The sequence below is a fragment of the Bradyrhizobium sp. 1 genome (assembly GCF_023073315.1).
Classification (GTDB): domain Bacteria; phylum Pseudomonadota; class Alphaproteobacteria; order Rhizobiales; family Xanthobacteraceae; genus Bradyrhizobium.
Window position 1 is genome coordinate 1 of sequence record NZ_JADPJH010000011.1, and the last position, 16,135, is coordinate 16,135.

The 16,135-nt window shown below is 62.1% G+C and carries 14 protein-coding genes; 6 read left to right on the plus strand and 8 right to left on the minus strand.

The features are described 5' to 3' along the window. Positions 1-193: 193 nt before the first annotated feature. Entirely contained in the window at positions 194-739 is a 546-nt protein-coding gene (locus tag IVB29_RS05400) for a GrpB family protein (protein ID WP_247502363.1), read from the plus strand. A 99-nt stretch (positions 740-838) separates the two neighbouring features. Here IVB29_RS05400 and IVB29_RS05405 read toward each other — a convergent pair whose 3' ends face one another. Both IVB29_RS05405 and IVB29_RS05410 read right to left on the minus strand, forming a co-directional pair. Beyond that, positions 839-1,819 carry an ABC transporter substrate-binding protein gene (locus IVB29_RS05405; RefSeq protein WP_247502364.1) on the minus strand — a complete coding sequence of 327 codons (981 nt, stop codon included), beginning with the start codon at positions 1,817-1,819 and terminating at the stop codon, positions 839-841. 236 nt (positions 1,820-2,055) lie between these two features. Then, positions 2,056-2,934: an SDR family oxidoreductase gene (locus IVB29_RS05410; protein ID WP_247502366.1), complete on the minus strand. Its 879-nt coding sequence runs from the start codon at positions 2,932-2,934 to the stop codon at positions 2,056-2,058. A gap of 125 nt (positions 2,935-3,059) precedes the next feature. On the opposite strand from IVB29_RS05410, the gene IVB29_RS05415 reads away from it, so the two are divergent. Next, positions 3,060-3,683 (plus strand): TetR/AcrR family transcriptional regulator, encoded by a 624-nt coding sequence (locus IVB29_RS05415; RefSeq protein ID WP_247502368.1) that lies wholly within the window; start codon positions 3,060-3,062, stop codon positions 3,681-3,683. Positions 3,684-3,795: 112 nt separating this feature from the next. Here the strand turns inward: IVB29_RS05415 and IVB29_RS05420 are convergent, their stop codons facing one another. The 3 genes from IVB29_RS05420 to IVB29_RS05430 all read right to left on the minus strand — a co-directional run bounded on the left by IVB29_RS05420 (position 3,796) and on the right by IVB29_RS05430 (position 6,015). Further along, positions 3,796-4,278 carry a cupin domain-containing protein gene (locus IVB29_RS05420; protein ID WP_247502369.1) on the minus strand — a complete coding sequence of 161 codons (483 nt, stop codon included), beginning with the start codon at positions 4,276-4,278 and terminating at the stop codon, positions 3,796-3,798. A 196-nt stretch (positions 4,279-4,474) separates the two neighbouring features. Beyond that, on the minus strand, positions 4,475-4,879 hold the full coding sequence (locus IVB29_RS05425; RefSeq protein ID WP_247502370.1) for a YccF domain-containing protein: 405 nt from the start codon (positions 4,877-4,879) through the stop codon (positions 4,475-4,477). 50 nt (positions 4,880-4,929) lie between these two features. Continuing rightward, positions 4,930-6,015 carry a rhomboid family intramembrane serine protease gene (locus IVB29_RS05430; protein ID WP_247502371.1) on the minus strand — a complete coding sequence of 362 codons (1,086 nt, stop codon included), beginning with the start codon at positions 6,013-6,015 and terminating at the stop codon, positions 4,930-4,932. A 323-nt stretch (positions 6,016-6,338) separates the two neighbouring features. Between IVB29_RS05430 and glgX the strand changes: the two genes are divergently transcribed. Next, positions 6,339-8,456: a glycogen debranching protein GlgX gene (gene glgX / locus IVB29_RS05435; protein ID WP_247502372.1), complete on the plus strand. Its 2,118-nt coding sequence runs from the start codon at positions 6,339-6,341 to the stop codon at positions 8,454-8,456. 2 nt (positions 8,457-8,458) lie between these two features. On the opposite strand, the gene IVB29_RS05440 is transcribed toward glgX, so the two are convergent. Beyond that, entirely contained in the window at positions 8,459-10,003 is a 1,545-nt protein-coding gene (locus IVB29_RS05440; RefSeq protein ID WP_247502373.1) for an acyl-CoA synthetase, read from the minus strand. A 54-nt stretch (positions 10,004-10,057) separates the two neighbouring features. Beyond that, positions 10,058-10,867: a crotonase/enoyl-CoA hydratase family protein gene (locus IVB29_RS05445; RefSeq protein WP_247502374.1), complete on the minus strand. Its 810-nt coding sequence runs from the start codon at positions 10,865-10,867 to the stop codon at positions 10,058-10,060. A 116-nt stretch (positions 10,868-10,983) separates the two neighbouring features. On the opposite strand from IVB29_RS05445, the gene IVB29_RS05450 reads away from it, so the two are divergent. Together IVB29_RS05450 and IVB29_RS05455 are read left to right on the plus strand one after the other, a co-directional pair. Beyond that, positions 10,984-11,856, plus strand: a complete 873-nt coding sequence (locus IVB29_RS05450; protein ID WP_247502375.1) for an SDR family oxidoreductase — start codon at positions 10,984-10,986, stop codon at positions 11,854-11,856. Positions 11,857-12,091: 235 nt separating this feature from the next. Beyond that, the gene (locus IVB29_RS05455; RefSeq protein WP_247502376.1) at positions 12,092-13,672 is read left to right on the plus strand and encodes a fatty acid--CoA ligase; all 1,581 of its coding nucleotides are present in this window, start codon (positions 12,092-12,094) and stop codon (positions 13,670-13,672) included. Positions 13,673-13,813: 141 nt separating this feature from the next. On the opposite strand, the gene IVB29_RS05460 is transcribed toward IVB29_RS05455, so the two are convergent. Next, positions 13,814-15,088 carry an acyl-CoA dehydrogenase family protein gene (locus IVB29_RS05460; protein ID WP_247502377.1) on the minus strand — a complete coding sequence of 425 codons (1,275 nt, stop codon included), beginning with the start codon at positions 15,086-15,088 and terminating at the stop codon, positions 13,814-13,816. A 213-nt stretch (positions 15,089-15,301) separates the two neighbouring features. On the opposite strand from IVB29_RS05460, the gene IVB29_RS05465 reads away from it, so the two are divergent. Beyond that, positions 15,302-16,081, plus strand: a complete 780-nt coding sequence (locus IVB29_RS05465) for an enoyl-CoA hydratase-related protein (protein ID WP_247502378.1) — start codon at positions 15,302-15,304, stop codon at positions 16,079-16,081. Positions 16,082-16,135 lie beyond the last annotated feature (54 nt).

Sequence of the window (16,135 nt, forward strand, 5' to 3'; positions counted from 1 at the left end):
CATCAACTCCCGAAATCCAACATTCTTGCCCAGCCTCGTCGGGCAACGCGAGGAATTGTGTGCGCCTACTTTGGCTACAAGCTGACCCGCATAGCAGGAAACGCCGCGCATTGCGGTGACCCGGATCACATACAGAGGCGGCGGTCTGTCTTAATGGGGCGGTTGAGAAGGGCAGCTTGCATCGAGGATCAGCATGGAGAGGTACGGAGGGGGCGCCATCGAGGTGCGTGATTATGATCCCCACTGGCCGGTTCTTTTCGAGCAGGAGTGCAGCCGCTTACGATTTGTGGTCGGTCCGGCACTCAAGATCGAACACATGGGCAGTACGTCAGTGCCCGGCCTAGCCGCCAAGCCGATTATCGACATTTTGATCGGCATCCAAAACTTGTCGCAGGCGAGGTCCACGTTTGTGAGGCCGTTCGTGCAGCTTGGATACAGCTACATTCCCGAGTACGAAGCGTGGTTGCCCGGTGAACTGTTCTTTCGGAAGGGGATGCCTGGACCTTGGACGCACCATCTTCACGTCATGGAGCACTCCAACCCCCGCTGGAGAGACTTCCTGCTCTTTCGCGACTACTTGCGCTTACACCCAGAAATCGCAGCCGCGTACGGAAGCCTGAAGAAATCGCTCGCGGCCGAATTTGGCGAGAACATCGAGGGCTTTCGCAAAGCAAAGCATCGGTTTGTGAGGGAGATAACCGACAAGGCTCTATCAACGTTCGGACAGCAGCGCGCGTAGCGCGCAGGATGGGTTGAGCCCTTGCGAAAGCCATCACGCTTCGTCATCCGCGGACGGGCTTGATGGGTTTCGCTGGCGCTCAACCCATCCTACGAACCTCTATTCGATCACTTCATTGGCGCGCGCGAGCAGTGACATCGGCACGGTAATGCCGAGCGCATTGGCGGTCTTGAGATTGACGATCAGCTGAAGTGTCGTGGATTGGACGACCGGCAAATCGGCCGGCTTCTCACCCTTCAGGATCCGGCCCGTGTAAGTGCCAGCCAGACGGTAGACATCTTCAACACTTCCGCCATAGCTCACCAACCCTCCCGCCTCGGCATACTCGCGTCGGTCGAAAATCGTGGAAATTGCGTAGCGTTTCGCCAGATCGACGAGTTGAGCGCGCCGGCTGAATAGAAAACCATCCGTATCGACGAGAAGAATTCTTATCTGTCGTTCATCAAGTTGTGCAAGCGCTGTATCGATTTCGCTTTCAGTCGTCGCACTCACGGACTCAAGCCGCAGTCCGATATTGCGAGCCGCGGCTTCCAACGCCTTGGACTGGGTTTTGGCGTTCGGATTGACCGGGTTGACCAATGCAGCAACAACGCTCGCGGTCGGGACCAGCTCATGGAGCAACTCCAGCCGCTTCGAAACCACCTCCACGTTCAACGTGACCGCGCCGGTCACATTGCCTCCCGGCCGGTCCAGGCTGGCAACCAGCCCCAGCTCAACCGGATCGCTGCTGGTGGTAAAGACGATGGGAATTTGCGTGGTTGCCTGCTTTGCCACGAGGTTCGCGGGGGTGCTTGTCGCGACAATCACGGCTACGCGCCGGTCGACCAGATCAGCCGCCAATGCCGGCAAACGCTCGTAATGGCCTTCCGCCCACCGGTACTCGATCGCGACGTTCTGGCCCTCGATGTAGCCGGCTTCGGCAAGCCCACGGCGAAAGGCCGCGACGAAGTGGCCATATCCCTGCGGCGATGTACCATTGATGAATCCAACGACCGGCATCGCCCGCTTCTGCGCCCACGCTGCAAGCGGCCAAACGGCAGCGGCGCTGCCGGCTAATGAGACGAACTCGCGCCGCTTCATGTGATCATCCTGTCGGGAGAGCCCGTCGCGCAGCACCTTGCACTCAAGAACCGGAGAATGAAACGGGTTTATCAAGGAAGCCGCGGCTGCCCAGGTCCGCAAGCACGCACGGGATGGGTTGAACGCTTGCGATACCCATCACGCTTCGTCTCCGGCGGACGGCTGATGGGTTTCGCAAGGGCTCAACCCATCCTACGCGTTACGAGCTGTAGGGTGTGCTCATCGTCGTCTTCCCGTCAAATCATGCTCGCCATGCCGAGCGCGCGAAGGAGATCGTTCTGGATCGGGGCGACGGCCTCATTCAGCCGCTCGACACCGAAATCCATGCCTTCGGGCATCACGACCGTCCGCAGAGGCCGCCGTTCCGTAGCCTCGACCAGCTGCGCGATCGCATTCGCGACGCGCTGGGGCTGAGGCGGATTCTGCGGATCGTTGCCATCGTTGGAGTGCGCCTTGATCTGACCCGGGATCGCCGCGACATCGCCATAGGTTTTCAGCACGGCGTGGTCGGAGGGTTCGGGGCTGGATGGAAGAAGGTTGCTGGGGAATGGGCCTGGCTCGACGATGACCGAGTCGACCCCGAAGCTCGAAAGCTCGTAGCGGTAGGCTTCCGCGAGGGCTTCGAGCGCGAACTTGCTGGCGGAATAGACACCGAAGAACGGGAAGATCACCCGCCCCATCAACGACGTGACATGGATGAGCACGCCGCTGCCGGCGGCCCGCATGTGCGGCAGAACGGCGCGATCGGTGCGAACGGCGCCGAAGAAGTTCACGGCGAACTGCGCTTCGATATCCTTGACCGTATAGGCTTCCGTGACGCCGACGGGCATCATTCCCGCGTTGTTAACCAGGGCATCGACCCTGCCGTGCTGGAGGATGACATCCGCGATCGCGGCCTCGACGGATTGTTCGTCGGCGACGTCCATCTCGAGGACCTCAAGCGCATGCCCTTCAGCCTTTGCCGCTCCGGCAAGCTCGTCGCGAATAATGCTGTTTCTTCCTGCGACATCGCGCATGGTAGCAACCACCGTGTGACCCCGCTTTGCGAGCTCCAAGGCGGTGAGTTTTCCAAAACCACTGCTCGCGCCAGTCACAACAACGACTCTTCCGCTCATCCGAAGACCTTTCTCTGAAATCCAAGCGACGGACCGTCTATAGACAGACCTGTATGTCTTTGCAATCCCTTTGTTGACAGAATAGTCTGTCTAGATGCACAAACGGCTTGGGGTAAGGACGATCGATGGGTACGGTGCTTGATTTCGTGGACGTGGACAGCCAACCGCTCGATGTGCTCGCCCCGCGAGAGCGCATTCTGAAGACGGCGTCAGACCTGTTTTACCGGTTCAGCATCAACTCCGTCGGAATCGACCGGATCATCGCCGAAAGCGGCGTGGCCAAGATGACGTTCTACAAGCACTTTCCCTCGAAGGCGGACCTCATCGCCACCTATCTGCGCTACAAGAGCGCCGTCTGGTTTCAGATGCTGTCGACCTCCACCGGGCGCGCCGGTCTCTCGCCACTGGAGCGCGTTCTCGCTGTTTTCGATGCACTCGAACAACCTCTCCTTGCGCCTTCGTTCCGCGGCTGTCCGTTCGCGAAAGGAATGGCCGAATTCGGCCCCGAGGCAAACGCCCCGGACGTGGAGGCGACCATCGCAGCGTATTTTACCAGGTTGCACGACTTCGTTGCGTCACTCGTTGAGCCCTTGTCATTGAGCAAACCCGAACGAGCCGTGATCCAGATCCTGTCGCTGTTCGAAGGCTCGCTCGTGATCGCACAGTCAACGCGCGATCCCGCCATCGTCGAGGCTAACCGGACGGCAGCCAGAGTGTTGCTGCAAGAAGGGATGGCTTCGTCGTCTTGATCCGGAGCCCTTGCGAAATCCATCATGCTTCGTCTCCGGCCGACGATTGATGGGTTTCGCTGGCGCTCTACCCATCCTACGAGTGCTGAAGCGTGCGGCGGGTCGACGAATGCTATTTTTGCTTTCGTGGATCATCCTCGGCGTTCAAATAGTCGATGCCCGTCGGTCCAATTCCGGTAATCTCGAATATCACCTCTTCGTCCCGGGTTTCCGCAAACTGCCACACCTTTGGCGGTACGTGCGAAAACGTACCCGGCGGAAAGCTCAGGAGTTTCGATGCATCGACCTTGTCGCCCAGCGCAGAATAGTATGTCCCCGAAATGATAACGCGAACGCGTTCATCAGGGTGAGAGTGCACAGGCATTTTGGAATTCGCCGGCACCTTGAGTCGAACAGTATACAGGCCAGGCTTGCCCGGATTGCCGTGGAGCACCACCGATTGCGTTCCCTTGGGCATCGAAGGCAACGGGCTCCACTTCAGGTCGGTCGCCGTCACGCGGTTGTATTCAAGTGAATTATCTTCGGCGAGAGCCGCACAAAATCCACTCGCCGCAAATACGGCCAACAAGCCGATCCCAACCTTGAAAAAGGACATCTCGGGCTCCGTTCAAAATATCCGGCGCCGCTACTCTACTCCAAGTGGTCTTTGTCTGCCATGGGTCATCAGTCGGCGGCGACCTGCAAGCAGCACGCGTGGGGTGGGTTGAGCCCTTGCGAAACCCATCATGCTTCGTCCTCGGCGGAGGGAATGATGGGTTTCGCAAGGGCTCAACCCACCCCACGAGTGCGACCTAAGCCGGCACGATCACCTTGCCGATCGGCCAGAGCGCGATGCCCGCGAGCTTGAGGTGCGCCCAGGCGAAGGGGATGCCGATGATGGTGACCGCGAGCACCAGCGCGGTCAGGAGGTGGCCGAGCGCCAGCCACCAGCCGGCCAGCACGAACCAGATGATGTTGCCGATGACGCCAAGCGGGCCGGTCCCGATATCGCTCATGCCGGTGACGTCGTAGCGGTTGACCGCCTTCGAGCCGAACGGCAGCAAGGTGTAGACGGCGATATTGAACGCCGCCCGCGCCCAGGGCAGCCCGATGATGGTGACGGCCATGATGACCGCCGCAATCAGCCAGCCGACCGCCATCCAGGCGCCGCCGATGAGAATCCAGAGGATGTTGAGCAGGATGGAAACGGGGGTCATGGGAATATCCGCCGGTCAATGACCCCCTCACTATAGCACACCGCCAGAGGTCATAGTCCATGGCGCCGGCTGCGTTCGGCACGCAGCGATTTGCCGACAAATCCAACATCCGCGATCCCTCGCGAAATCTCGTTCGCACAGAGAAAAAGCGTCAGCGCGGCGACGCCGATCGCGGTGAGTGCCGAGATGAGAACAGGGTTCGGGCAGAATATGACGAGAAGACTATCGAGCAGAGGGTATCCCATTGGCAAGTGCGGCCAGCAATAAAATGCCAGAACCCAACCGCAAAGCATCACGGTGGCAGCGTTCACGCCAGCCAAAGCCGTCACGACGATCGCGAGACCCTTCTTCATGGAAAGCGCAAGATCAACCAGCTTCACGACGGCACAATATGCGACCGCGATGATGATCACCGGACCCCATCCGGAAGTCCCCGCGGCAATGGTCTGGGCCGGACCGCTCCAGACCCACAGCGCCATGACGCAGGCAAGCAGGGCCAGATTGACCTTCACGGCTTCGGGAAACTTGCAGCGAAGCACATAGGCATTCGTCTTTTCGACAAGGTCCAGCACTGCGCAGGCGATCAACCCGGCGGCGAAGCCGCCGAGATGGACGCCCCAGTCGATCCGCGAATTGCCGAATGCAAACGCGATGTTCAATCCGATGTTGATCGCGAAGAAGTCGAATCCAAAATCGAGCTTGCCGAGGATCCACAGGCAAAGCAGCGCGCCGAGGATGCCCGACGTGGCGCCGGAGGCACCGACTGTGAGATAGGGCGTGGAATGGATACCATTGCCGATGACGGCGCCGAGCACCATCGCGCAGAGATAGATGATGAGGAAGTAGGCTGGTCCGACCCGCCGCTCGAGATGGGCGCCCCACAGGACCAGACACAGCATGTTCATCGTGAGGTGGACGAAATTGACGTGCAAGAAGCCGTAGGCGAGCAGGCGCCAATATTCATGCCGGGCGATGGCGGTCGAATGCATTCCGCCGTAGCGGTACAGCAACTCCGCCGGCGCCGACGCACCGCCTGCCTGGATAAAGCAGAGTCCCGACGCGAGGACCGTCACCGTCATCAGCATGTAGACGGCAGCATGAGGAATTTCGAAGAAGCCGGAACGAAACCCTGGCATGAAAATCGGGACCAGATGAACGAGGAGCGGACAGCGTAGCCGAGCAGATCAGATAACTCTACCCATACGTGTATCCCATCTGCCACATGTTGTGGAGCTCGTGACATGAAAATGTCCATGACGGGCAGAGCGATGAAAACCGCGAACGGGCGTCGTCAACGGCGGGAAAACACACCTTCGTTGGACGGCACCAGCCCTCAAGCCGGCCTCACCGCCCCTCACTTCATTGAATTGACGCACGCAGCGCCCAGAATGGCACGGCGCTTGAAACATTCGGCAGGCATTCGCGTTGCCGTCGCGGCCGATGGGGCCTGGGGGTTCAAATGTCCGATTTCGTCATCGAGGAAGGCCTGCCCTATCCGCTGGGTGCCCATTGGAGCGGCCAGGGCACCAACTTCGCGGTCTTCTCCGCCAACGCCACCAAGGTGGAGGTCTGCCTGTTCGAGGGGGATCGCGAGACGCACCGGTTCGAGCTGCCGGAATATACCGACCAGGTCTTTCACGGCTACATCGCGGGCGTCGGGCCCGGCACCTTCTACGGCCTCCGCGTTCACGGCCCCTATCAGCCCGAGGCCGGCCATCGCTTCAATCCCAACAAGCTCCTGCTCGATCCCTATGCCCGCGCCCACGCCGGGACACTGAAATGGGATCCGGCGGTGTTCGGCTACAAGATGGAGACGGGCGACGACACCACCTTCGACGAGCGCGACAGCGCGCCCTTCATGCCGAAATGCGTCGTGGTCGATCCTGATTTCGACTGGCAGGCCGAAGCCGCGCGGCAGAACGTCCATTGGGACGAGACCATCGTTTACGAAACCCACGTCAAGGGCTTTACGAAGAAGCACCCCGATGTGCCCGAAAATCTCCGCGGCACCTATGCCGGCTTCGCCGCGCCCGAGCTGATCGCGCATCTCACATCGCTCGGCGTGACCTCCGTCGAGCTGTTGCCGATCCATTCGTTCATCAACGACGATAATCTCCTGCGAAAGAACCTGGTCAACTACTGGGGCTACAACACCATCGGCTTCTTCGCGCCGGACCCGCGCTACGCCTCGGACGTGCCGAACTCCTTGCGCGAATTCAAGGAGATGGTGTCGAAGCTGCACGGCGCCGGGCTCGAGGTGATCCTCGACGTCGTCTACAACCACACCGCCGAGGGCAACGAGCTCGGGCCGACCCTGTCCTTCAAGGGCATCGACAACGCCAGCTATTATCGCCTGCTGCCGGACCGGCGGCGCTACTACATCAACGACACCGGCACCGGCAACACCGTCAACCTCTCCCATCCGCGCGTGATCCAGATGGTGATGGACAGTCTGCGCTACTGGGCGGGGCACATGCATATCGACGGCTTCCGCTTCGATCTCGGCACCATCCTCGCCCGTGAGGTCTACGGCTTCGACGAGCAGAGCGGATTTTTGAAGGCGATGGACCAGGATCCCCTGCTCTCGACCGTCAAGCTGATTGCAGAGCCCTGGGATTGCGGCCCCGGCGGCTATCAGGTCGGCGGCTTCCCGCCCGGCTGGGCCGAGTGGAACGACAAATATCGCGACACGGTGCGCGACTATTGGCGCGGCGAGGCACCGCCGTCCGCGCTCGCAACACGGCTGCTCGGCTCCGGCGATATCTTCGGCCGCTGGGGCGGCCGGCGCTCATGGGCCAGCGTCAACTTCATCACCGCCCATGACGGTTTCACGCTGAACGACTGGGCGAGCTACAATGACAAGCACAACGAGGCCAACGGCGAAGGCAATCGCGACGGCAGCTCCAGCAACCGCTCCTGGAATTGCGGCGCCGAAGGCCCGACCGACGACCAGGACGTCCTCGCGCTGCGCGAGCGGCAGAAGCGCAACATGCTGGCGACGCTGCTGCTCTCGCAGGGCACGCCGATGCTGCTCGGCGGCGACGAATTCGGCCGCACCCAGCAGGGCAACAACAACGCCTATTGCCAGGACAGCGACATTTCCTGGTTCGACTGGAACATGGGCGGGGATGCGCAAAAGCTGCTCGCTTTCACCAAACGCGTGATCCAGCTCCGCCGCGACTATCCAATCCTGCGCCGCAGCCGCTTCCTCACCGGCGCGCACGACACGCAGCTCGATATCCGCGATGTCGTCTGGGTCAACGCCAATGGCAGCGAAATGTCGAGCGCGGACTGGGAGAGCGGCTGGTTGAAATGTTTTGGCGTCGTCCTCGACGGCCGCGCGCGAAAAACCGCGATCCCGCGCCATGGCGAGGACGATAGCGTGCTGATCGTCCTGAACAGTTTTGAGGGCGAGGTCGACTTCAAGCTGCCGCACACCTCGGCGGGTCCATGCTGGTCGCTGTTGCTCGACACCAATGTCGGGGACGGCGCATCCGGCGCCCGGTTTGAATTTGACAGCATCTACAAGGTGCCGGGCCGGTCGTTCCTGCTGTTCGTCGGCGGGGAGCTGGCGTAGCCTCAGATCCTCCGCCCCGCCTGCTCCCAGTAGGGATCGCGCAAACGGCGTTTGAATATCTTGCCGGAGTCTTCGCGCGGTAGCCCCGAGCGAATCTCGATGTGCTTGGGCACCTTGTAATCCGCGAGTGAGGTCCTCAGCCTTGCGCGGACATCGGCGGCATCGAGCGTGATGCCGGGTTGCGGCTCGACAACTGCCATCAAGGCCTCGCCGAACTCGGCATCGGGGATGCCGAACACGGCGCAATCATGCACGCCGGGCACGGCGTGCAGCACCGACTCGATCTCCGCCGGATAGATGTTGACGCCGCCCGAGATCACCATGTCGCGTTTGCGATCGCAGATGAAGACGTAGCCGTCTTCGTCGATGTAACCGACATCGCCGGAGGTGATGAAACCGTCGCGATCGATCTCGGCGCGCTTCTCCGGCTTGTTGTGATAGGTAAAGTCCGCCATCCCGGCCATGCGGGAATAGATCTCGCCGATTTCGCCGACGCCCAGTTCGCGGCCGTCGTCGCCGATGAAGCGCAATTCGGCGCCGGGCGAGATCTTGCCGACCGTACCGGGCTTTTTCAGCGCGTCCTCGGAGGTCGCAAACGTGACGGCGCTGGATTCGGTCGAGCCGTAGAATTCGTAGATCACCGGCCCCCACCATTCGATCATGGCGCGCTTGACGTCGGCGGGGCAAGGTGCTGCGGCATGGATGATGTGGCGCAGCGAAGAGACGTCGTACTTCCTGCGGGTCGCTTCCGGCAGCTTCATGAGGCGGATGAACATGGTCGGCACCATGAAGATGGTATCGATCTCAAACCGCTCGATCAGTTCGAGAAACTCTTCCGCCTCGAAGCGCGGCATCAGCACCAGCGCGCCGCCGAGTTTTCCCGCGCGGATGCCGAACGAGTTCGGCGCCGAGTGATAGAGCGGGCCCGGCAGGATCGCGCGGGCGCCGGGCTTGAGCCCATAGATCATCGCGCGCATGCGCTCGCCGGCGGCCTGCTGATCGGGCGTCGGCGCATTGCGCCGCACGCCCTTGGGATGGCCTGTCGTGCCGGAGGTGTAGATCATGTTCATGGGCTGCGGCACGACCGGGCCGTCATAGGGCTGGAACTGCGCGAGCCAGGATTCGAAATCGATCGCAAAGTCCGGCGCCTTCAGGTGATCGGGATCGATTTTGTAGTTGGACAAAATCTCCGGCGGCGTCGGCACGCTGAGCACGGTGACGCCTTTCGGAATCGCATCGCGCAAGGCGTGCAGCATGTCGGCATGCCCGATCAGAACGGATGTGCCGGTATCACTGAGGATGTAGTTGATCTCCTCCGGCTTGAAGTGCCAGTTGATCGGAACGCCGTAGGCGCCCAGCCGCATCGCGGCGTAGGCAGCCTCCAGGAAGGCGATGTCGTTGCGCATCAGCATGCAGACGCAATCGCCTTGCTTGACGCCGATTTTGGCGAGGCCGGAGGCGATACGATCGGCGCGGGCTGCGACTTCGGTGTGGGTACGGCGGCGCTCGCCGGAGACGATGCCGAGGAATCGGTACGTTTCGCTCATCTTTGTTTTTCTTTTTGTTTGAAAGCTTCGCGGCTCCTCGGGATGAGGTCTGTGCTAGTCCACATACTTCGCCGCGCGCTTCTCCAGATTGGAGCGTACGGCCTCGGTCTGGTTGGCGCTGCCGATCAGCTTCTGCTGCTCGACAGATTCGGCCAGCAGCGCCGGGCCCGGATCGACCGAGAGATTGTTGAGCAGACGCTTGGCAGCGCGGATCGCATCGGGGCTCTTGCCGGCGATGTCGCGCGCGACTTCGAAGGCTGCCGCGCGTGGATCGTCGCAGATGCGCGTGGCGAGGCCGTATGCCATCGCCTCCTGCGCGGAAAAGATGCGGCCGGTGTAGGTGAGATCACGCAAAATGTCGTCGCGCACGAGCGAGGCCAGGATCGGCGTGCCCGCCATATCAGGCACGAGGCCCCATTTGATTTCCATCACCGACATCCGCGCATCGGGCGTAAGAAATCGCATATCGGCGCCGAGCGCGAGCTGAAAGCCGCCGCCGAACGCGACGCCCTGGATCGCCGCGATCACTGGAACCGGAAGCTGGCGCCAGCCCCAGACCGCCTGCTGCGCAAAATTCGCCTGGCCGTACGTGCGCGCGGTGAGGTCGCGATTTTCGCCACCCGGAATTCCGTTGCCGCCCTTCTCCTTCATGGCGGCAAAGCGTCCCATGTCGAGACCGGCGCAGAAGGCGCGGCCCTCGCCGGACAGGACAACGACGCGCACGCTTTTGTCCTTCGAAAGCCGCTCGGTTGCCGCAACAAGAGCCTCGAACATGGCCTGATCCAGCGCATTCATCTTGTCCGCGCGCACCAGCCGCACGTCGGCGACGCCTTCCGAGATCGAAATCGAGACGCGCTCTTCCATGGATGAATTCTCCCCTGGTTCTTGCCTGTTCTTGTTCGGTGCCGCTTTACACAAAGCTGACGGCCGGATTTAGTCAATCGACCAATTAACTGACAATCCCTGCGGAGGAAACAGCCATGTTCAAGGAAAACCTTCTGGCCGGCCGCAACATCCTCGTCACCGGCGGCGGGACCGGACTCGGCAAGTCGATGGCGGCGCGCTTTCTCCAGCTCGGCGCCGAGGTGCACATCTGCGGCCGCCGCAAGATCGTCTGCGACGAGACCGCGACCGAGTTGATGGATCAATATGGCGGCCGCGTCACCAGCCACGGCGTCGACATCCGCAATGCGCTCGCGGTCGAGGAAATGGTCGAGACCATCTTTCGCGATGGTCCCCTCACCGATCTCATCAACAATGCCGCCGGCAATTTTATCTCGCGCAGCGAAGATCTGTCGCCGCGCGGCTTCGACGCGGTCGCCAACATCGTCATGCACGGCACGTTCTATGTGACGCATGCGGTCGGCAAGCGCTGGATCGCCTTGAAGCAACCGGGCAACGTCGTCTCGATCACCACGACCTGGGTGCGCAACGGCTCGCCCTATGTCGTGCCGTCGGCGATGAGCAAATCGGCGATCCACGCCATGACGATGTCGCTCGCGACCGAATGGGGCCGCTACGGCATCCGCCTCAACACCATCGCGCCGGGCGAGATTCCGACCGAGGGCATGAGCAAGCGCATCAAGCCCCGCGACGAGGCCGGCGCGCGCACCAAGGCGATGAATCCGATGGGCCGCGTCGGCACCATGGAGGAATTGCAGAACGTCGCCGTGTTCCTGATCTCCGGCGGCTGCGACTGGATCTCCGGCGAGACCATCGCGATGGACGGCGCACAGGCGCTTGCCATGGGCGGCAATTTCTACCAGCTCCGCGACTGGAGCGACGACGACTGGACCAAGGCGCGGGATTCGATCAAGGAGCAGAACGAGAAGGATCGGGCCAAGCGGGGGTAGTATTCTCTCGTGCCCCGGACGCAGCGCAGCGCGCCGCCTTCGGCGTGGTGCGCTGCTGAGCCGGGGCCCAGCGCGCGTCGAGTACGAGGGAAGAATGGGTCCCGGCTCTGCGCAGCAGCGCTACGCGCTGCAGCGCGTCCGGGACACGAAACCGTCGTTCGCCTCTCCCGTATTGTCTTTGCCCGCGGATGACGCCACACTCCGCGGCATAAAAACAAGACGTCACGGGAGAGACATGTCCACCACACAGCCATTGGCTAATCTCGCCGACATGGTGCGCGAGCGCGCGAAGATCCGCGGCAACGCAATCGCCTATGAATTCGAAGGACGCCTCACCAGCTTCGCCGAATTCGACGTCAAGACCAACAAGGTCGCCAACGCACTGATCGCGATGGGCGTGAAGAAGGGCGAGCGCATCGCCTATCTCGGCAAGAACAGCGATCTCTATTTCGAGCTGCTGATGGGCGCGATGAAGGCCGGCGTGGTGATGGCGCCGGTGAACTGGCGGCTCGCCGGGCCCGAGGTCGCCTTCATCGTCGCGGATTGCAAGGCGCCGGTGCTGTTCGCAGGACCGGAGTTCATCACCCAGGTTCACCAGATCAGGGATCAGCTCCCGGGCGTGCGCACTGTCATCACCACCGAGGGCGGCGCGCCGGAATGGCAGGATTTTTCGGCCTGGCGCGATGCGCAGAGCGGCGACGATCCCAAGGTGGCGATCGACACCCGCGATATCGCGATCCAGCTCTACACATCGGGCACGACAGGCAAGCCGAAGGGCGCGATGCTGAGCCACGCGAACTTCCTCAACCTCGTGCAAACAGGCAACGCCGCGGACAAGCCGGAGTGGAACCGATGGTCGACCGACGACGTCTCGCTGGTGGCGATGCCGATCTTCCATATCGGCGGCTCTGGATGGGGCGTGATGGGGCTCTATCACGGCGCCCGCGGCGTGATCGCGCGCGAGTTCGATCCGACCAAGGTTTTGGATTTCTTCGAGCAGTCGGGCATCACAAAGCTGTTCATGGTGCCGGCGGCGATGCAGTTCGTGGTGCGGCAGCCCCGCGCGAAGACGATCGATTTCTCGCGGCTGAAATACATGCTCTACGGTGCCTCCCCGATTCCGGCCGCGCTGCTGAAGGAGTGCATCGAGATCTTCAAATGCGGTTTTGTGCAGATGTGCGGCATGACCGAGACCACCGGCACCATCGTCGCGCTGCCGCCGGAAGATCATGTCGAGGGGCTGGAGCGGATGCGCTCGGCCGGCAAGGCCCTGCCGGGCGTCGAAATCGCCATTCTCGACGTCGATGGCAAGCCGCTGCCGCCGCGCGAGGTCGGCGAGATCGCGACGCGATCGGGCTCCAACATGGCAGGCTACTGGAATTTGCCGGAGGCAACCGCCTCGACGCTGCGCGGCGACGGCTGGCTGCGCACGGGTGATGCCGGCTACATGGACGAGGACGGCTATCTCTACATCCACGACCGCATCAAGGACATGATCATCTCCGGCGGCGAGAACATCTATCCTGCCGAGGTCGAGAGCGCGCTGTGCGATCATCCAGATGTCGCCGAGGCTGCCGTGATCGGCATTCCCGACGAGAAATGGGGCGAGGCGGTGAAGGCCGTCGTGGTGATGAAGCCCGGCAAGCAGGCCACCGCCACCGACATCATCAACTTCACCCGCGAGCGCATCGCCGGCTTCAAGACGCCGAAGAGCGTCGAGTTTCTGCCGGCGCTGCCGAGGAACCCGTCAGGCAAGATTTTGCGGCGGCAGCTGCGCGAGCCGTATTGGGCGGGGAAGGATCGACGGGTGAATTAGGCCGGCTGCGTAGGGTGGGTTAGCGCTGCGATTGCGCGAAGCGCGATCGAGGCGCGCAACCCACCAACCTCCCTCCTCGTGAAGGCGAAAGAGGTGGGTTACGCCTACGGCTAACCCACCCTACGAGAGCCGTGCAAGTCCCTAGTGCTTCCCCGGCCCCATATACCCGAACAGGAACCCCGCCACCTTGCGGATCTGGATCTCCTCGCTGCCTTCGGTGATCCGGTAACGCCGGTGGTGGCGGTAGATGTGCTCGAACGGCTTGTGGCGGGAATAGCCCATGCCGCCGTGGACCTGCATGGCGCGGTCGGCGGATTCGCAACAGAGACGGTTTGCCCAGTAGTTGCACATCGAGACGCGGTCGGAGAGCGTGCGCTCGATCTGCTCCTCGTCGAGCTTGTCCATCTCCCAGGCGGTCTTGCGGATCAACAGGCGCAGCATCTCGGCTTGAGTCGCAAGCTCGACCAGCGGGAACTGGATCGCCTGGTTCTCGGCGAGCGCCTTGCCGAACGGCTTTCGCTCACGCGCGTATTTCACACTCTCGTTGATGCAATAGACGGCGGCGCCGAGCGAACTCGCGGCCTGGCGGATGCGGTTCTGGTGGACAAAACATTGCGCCAGCGACAGGCCGCGGCCAACCTCGCCGAACAGGGCATCATCAGGCACGAACACGTCGGTAAAGCTGACGCGAGGATGGTCGGTGGGCATGTTGAAGGTCCACATGTACTCTTCAACCTTCACGCCGTGGCTCTTGGCCGGCACCAGGAAGCAGGTGATGCCGCGGGCATCGCCGTCATTGCCGCTGGTGCGCGCGAACAGCGCGCAATGCGTGGCGACGTGCATGCCTGTGGTCCACATCTTCTCGCCGTTGATGATCCAGCCCTTGACGTTGTCGCGCGTCGCCGGCACCGCGCGCGTCTCCATGTGGGTGGCGTCCGAGCCGTGATTGGGCTCGGTCAGGCCGAACGTGATGCGATACTTTCCCCTGATCGAGCCGTCGATCATCGCCTTCTGGTCGTCGCGGCCGTAGCGGTCGAGCATGGTGGCGACGGGAAAATTGCCGACGATGGAGTGTTCGTTCTGGAGGTCGTTGTGCAAGCCTAGGCCCTTGGCCGCAAAGTGCTCGCGGATCACCGCCATCCAGAGGTTGGAGCCGTCCTTGCCGCCATATTGCTTCGAGACCGCAAACCGCAGATGACCGGCGGCATCCGCAAGATCCTTGGCCTTGCGCAGCAGCGCCTCCCATTCGTGCCGTGGCAGGCCGCCATTCTCGAAATCGGTGCGCGCCCATTCGCGGCGATGATCGAAGAAGCGGATGTTGTCGTCGGCCTCTTCGAGCGGCTTGATCTCGCGTTCGATGAAACCGTCGAGCTCTCCGAGATAGGCGACGAGATCGGCAGGCAATGAGAAATCCACAGGTTCTCTCCCGGATTGATTTTATCGTTTTGCGTTAAGGCGCTAGGCGCGTTTTTGCTTCGACCGATTAAGGTGAGAAGAGCGCGCGCAAGTCAAGCAAGGCGAGACGTGTGAGAGGCGCAAGGCGTGCCCGCGCAATTCGATGGTGCTCAGGCGCTGACGCGCGGTAGTATGACGCCCATATTCCTTGACGAGACAATGCGGGAGCGCGCGATGGATCTGAAATTCTCAAAGGTGGAACGCAAGGGGCCGATCACGATCGTCACGCTGTCGCGGCCGGAGGTCTACAACGCGCTGCACACCGATGCGCATTTCGAGCTCCAGAAAGTGTTCGACGATTTCGCCGCCGATGCTGAGCAGTGGGTCGCGATCGTCACAGGCAGCGGCGACAAGGCGTTCTGCGCCGGCAATGATCTGAAGTGGCAGGCGGCCGGGGGAAAACGCGGCTGGGACAAGAGCGGCTTTGCCGGCCTCACTGCGCGCTTCGACTGCGACAAGCCGATCATCGCCGCGGTGAATGGTGTCGCGATGGGCGGCGGCTTCGAGATCGCACTCGCCTGCGACCTGATCATCGCCTCAGAGAATGCGACCTTCGCCCTGCCCGAGCCGCGCGTGGGTCTTGCGGCACTCGCCGGCGGCCTGCACCGGCTGCCGCGCCAGATCGGCCTGAAGCGCGCCATGGGTTTGATCCTCACCGCGCGCCATGTCAGCGCCAAGGAGGGACACGAGCTCGGCTTCGTCAACGAGGTGGTGCCGCAGGGCGAGGCGCTCAAGGGCGCGCTGCGCTGGGCGGAGATGATCACCAAGAACTCGCCGATGTCGATCCGGGCGTCCAAGCAGACCATCCAGAGGGGGCTTGGCGTCTCGCTGGAGCAGGCGATCGAGGAGCAGCGGGAGTATCCGGCGGTGAAGGCGATGGCGGCGTCGCAGGATTACATCGAAGGCCCGAAGGCGTTTTCGGAGAAGCGGCCGCCGAAATGGGCGGGGAAGTAGAAGGTTCCTCCGCCCGTCATTGCGAGGAGCCCTTGCGACGAAGCAATCCAGACT

Coding starts and splice junctions, on each gene's coding strand:
- IVB29_RS05400 (WP_247502363.1), top strand. CDS start 194: ATGGAGAGGTACGGAGGGGGCGCCATCGAGGTGCGTGATTATGATCCC.
- IVB29_RS05405 (WP_247502364.1), bottom strand. CDS start 1,819: ATGAAGCGGCGCGAGTTCGTCTCATTAGCCGGCAGCGCCGCTGCCGTT.
- IVB29_RS05410 (WP_247502366.1), bottom strand. CDS start 2,934: ATGAGCGGAAGAGTCGTTGTTGTGACTGGCGCGAGCAGTGGTTTTGGA.
- IVB29_RS05415 (WP_247502368.1), top strand. CDS start 3,060: ATGGGTACGGTGCTTGATTTCGTGGACGTGGACAGCCAACCGCTCGAT.
- IVB29_RS05420 (WP_247502369.1), bottom strand. CDS start 4,278: ATGTCCTTTTTCAAGGTTGGGATCGGCTTGTTGGCCGTATTTGCGGCG.
- IVB29_RS05425 (WP_247502370.1), bottom strand. CDS start 4,879: ATGACCCCCGTTTCCATCCTGCTCAACATCCTCTGGATTCTCATCGGC.
- IVB29_RS05430 (WP_247502371.1), bottom strand. CDS start 6,015: ATGCCAGGGTTTCGTTCCGGCTTCTTCGAAATTCCTCATGCTGCCGTC.
- glgX (WP_247502372.1), top strand. CDS start 6,339: ATGTCCGATTTCGTCATCGAGGAAGGCCTGCCCTATCCGCTGGGTGCC.
- IVB29_RS05440 (WP_247502373.1), bottom strand. CDS start 10,003: ATGAGCGAAACGTACCGATTCCTCGGCATCGTCTCCGGCGAGCGCCGC.
- IVB29_RS05445 (WP_247502374.1), bottom strand. CDS start 10,867: ATGGAAGAGCGCGTCTCGATTTCGATCTCGGAAGGCGTCGCCGACGTG.
- IVB29_RS05450 (WP_247502375.1), top strand. CDS start 10,984: ATGTTCAAGGAAAACCTTCTGGCCGGCCGCAACATCCTCGTCACCGGC.
- IVB29_RS05455 (WP_247502376.1), top strand. CDS start 12,092: ATGTCCACCACACAGCCATTGGCTAATCTCGCCGACATGGTGCGCGAG.
- IVB29_RS05465 (WP_247502378.1), top strand. CDS start 15,302: ATGGATCTGAAATTCTCAAAGGTGGAACGCAAGGGGCCGATCACGATC.